Source organism: Streptomyces sp. NPDC001156, from assembly GCF_053598275.1.
The window spans coordinates 1-2230 of sequence record NZ_JBSFJX010000465.1 but is presented as its reverse complement, the minus strand read 5'-3'; the positions used below and the strand labels follow the sequence as shown (position 1 = coordinate 2230).

At 67.6% G+C, this 2230-nt stretch carries 5 protein-coding genes; all 5 read right to left on the bottom strand.

The window, feature by feature from the left end; translation table 11 throughout:
• Nucleotides 1-100: 100 nt before the first annotated feature.
• Nucleotides 101-415 (bottom strand): calcium-binding protein, encoded by a 315-nt coding sequence (locus ACWDA7_RS52220; RefSeq protein ID WP_355922258.1) that lies wholly within the window; start codon nucleotides 413-415, stop codon nucleotides 101-103.
• Nucleotides 416-484: 69 nt separating this feature from the next.
• Nucleotides 485-742, bottom strand: coding sequence for a helix-turn-helix domain-containing protein (locus ACWDA7_RS52215; RefSeq protein ID WP_450615182.1), 258 nt, complete (start codon nucleotides 740-742; stop codon nucleotides 485-487).
• A gap of 135 nt (nucleotides 743-877) precedes the next feature.
• Complete coding sequence (locus ACWDA7_RS52210; RefSeq protein WP_329512895.1) at nucleotides 878-1114, bottom strand: helix-turn-helix domain-containing protein; 237 nt, start codon at nucleotides 1112-1114, stop codon at nucleotides 878-880.
• A gap of 11 nt (nucleotides 1115-1125) precedes the next feature.
• Entirely contained in the window at nucleotides 1126-1464 is a 339-nt protein-coding gene (locus ACWDA7_RS52205; RefSeq protein WP_450615180.1) for a helix-turn-helix domain-containing protein, read from the bottom strand.
• The gene (locus ACWDA7_RS52200; protein ID WP_450615178.1) at nucleotides 1461-1841 is read right to left on the bottom strand and encodes a type II toxin-antitoxin system RelE/ParE family toxin; all 381 of its coding nucleotides are present in this window, start codon (nucleotides 1839-1841) and stop codon (nucleotides 1461-1463) included. Before ACWDA7_RS52200 ends, ACWDA7_RS52205 begins: the two co-directional genes overlap by 4 nt.
• Nucleotides 1842-2230: the final 389 nt, after the last annotated feature.

The window sequence follows — 2230 nt, the reverse complement described above, 5'->3', positions numbered from 1 at the left end:
GGTTGTTCGCTGCGGAGCGGCAGTACGGCCGGGCCCGGGCCTGGCTTGCCGATCAGGGCTACCGGCCGGCGCCACCGGGCGACCAGTGACGGGGGTGGCCTCAGGGGCCCCAGTGCCGGTACGCCTCGATCCACTCGGCTCCCTCGGGCGCCGGATCCGGCAACGGAAGGTCGAGAATACCGATCGCCTGCCGGTGCCTGCCTCGCGTACAGACCGCCACGATCTGGCTGCCGGGCAGGAGGTCCACCTTCTTCACGGTGACCTCGACCCCGAGAACGACCGTCTTGAAGGGGACGGCCAGATGCTCTGCGAGCATCGTGTAGAGGCCGGTGAGCTGCTCCTCGTCGTCATAGGCATCCACGGTGGCCTGCGCGACCAGCTCATCGAGTTCCGCGTCACTCAGCTGCCCGTCCACGGGGAGCACCCTACCGGCGGAGCACGCAGCTCCACTCCTTCGGCCAACTACCGGCCGCTCCGCCCTGGGTCATGACAGCCGTCTCTCCTCTCCTGTGCCGAGGGCGATCGTGCTGCCTGGTAGCGCGTACCGACTCTGCGGCCGTACGGCGGCATGCAGGACGCGGCGGACGGTTGCCGGACTGATTTTGTGCCCGAGGCGCCGCAGTTCGCCGCACACACGCTGGAACCCCCACCGGGAGTTCTCGGTGCCGAGTCGGATGATCAGATCCCTCGGCTCATCGTGTACGGGCGGACGGCCCGGTGAGGCTGGCTGAGGACCAGCCACGCGGAGATCCGCGAGGTGATCCGGTACAGCGTTCGTACGAGCACAAGGATCGATGGTGCCCTACTGGCCCCAAGGAGCCTCGTCCCAGCCCACGGGCTGTGCAGTCATTCATTCTGAAGCGGTACGAGCCGCCGATCAGGCGGCGTCAGTGTGCGGGGTGAGCTCGATGGTCAACTCGGCCTCCAAGGCGTCGGCCAGACGTCGTAGCAGAGGGATGGTCGGCACGGTGCCGCCGCCTTCGATCCGGGAGATCTGCGGCTGTTTCATGCCGCACCGCTCAGCCAGCTCGGCCTGGGACAACCCCAGGGCGGCGCGCCGGTCGTGGACCAGCTGGCCCAGATGCTTTGCCAGGACGGGTTCGGAGGGCTGCATGGCTGCCTCCGTCAGGCGGCCGGCGGGAGGATGGTCACGGTGGGCTCGGCACCGGGCTCCAGGTGCATGTCCACGGTGAGGTCCAGGGCGCGGGCCAAGCGCATGATGACCGCGATGGGCGGCAGCTCGGTGCCGGTCTCGATGCTCTCGATCTCGGCGGTGTCGATGTGCATGCGCTCGGCGAGGTCGGCCTCGCTCAGCCCGAGCTGCTTGCGCCGGTCGTACACGGCCTGGCCGAGTGTGATGGCCAGCCCCGTTTCTTCGTAGACGCGGTCGTACTCGGGGTCGGCGTCGAGGCGCTCGCCGAGGAGCTGGCGGTGGCGGCGGGTGCGCCATTCGCTGTGGTTCACCGGCTCTCCTTCAGGTTGCGGCTGTAGAGGTCGTGCTCGGCGGCGGCCTCGTGCTCCGTCTCGCAGAGTCGCTGCGCGGACAGCGCGCGCTCGACCTCGGCCTGCTCGCGCATTTTGGTCTTGACGAATGCCGTCAGCAGCACGACCCGCTGTCCCGGTGCAAGCCAGTACGTGATGCGTTGATGTGCATCACCCATGCGAAAGCGCAGCTCACGGACCTTGCCACCCAGGTGGCGAGAGTATGGTTCATCGAGCGTGGTGGGGTGTTCGGCCAGCAGGTCGGCGATGCGTTCGGCCTGCTTGTAGTGCGGAGCGGGAATGCTGTCGAGCCACAGCCGCACTTCCGGCTCGATCTCGATCGTGTACCGCTCGCTCATAGCAGCGATGCTATATGGCGCGGCCGTGATGACGCCACCGGACGCTCCCATGTTGCCTGACCAGGCAGGATGATCTTTCAGCTTGCCTGGGCGGGCGTCGGGTAGTGGTTGATCGTGCTGGGCGGGGCCCTCCGCGGGCAGCGCGCCACAGTCGTACAAGGGACACGAGTGAGCCCGACCAGGTCTCACGAGGTGGGAGTGAGCTATCCCAGTAGATCTTGCCGCCGGAGTCGCCCTTGCGCGATCACGACCGTATCGCTAGTCGTCAAGTCCTCGGACACACATCTTGTACATGCTGCCCAGTTTCCGGGCAGCAGAGATCGTCGCCCGTTCCTGGCCTCCGGGGCGGGCGTTCGGCGTATCGGGGTCTCCTTTCTGCTGGCGGGGGG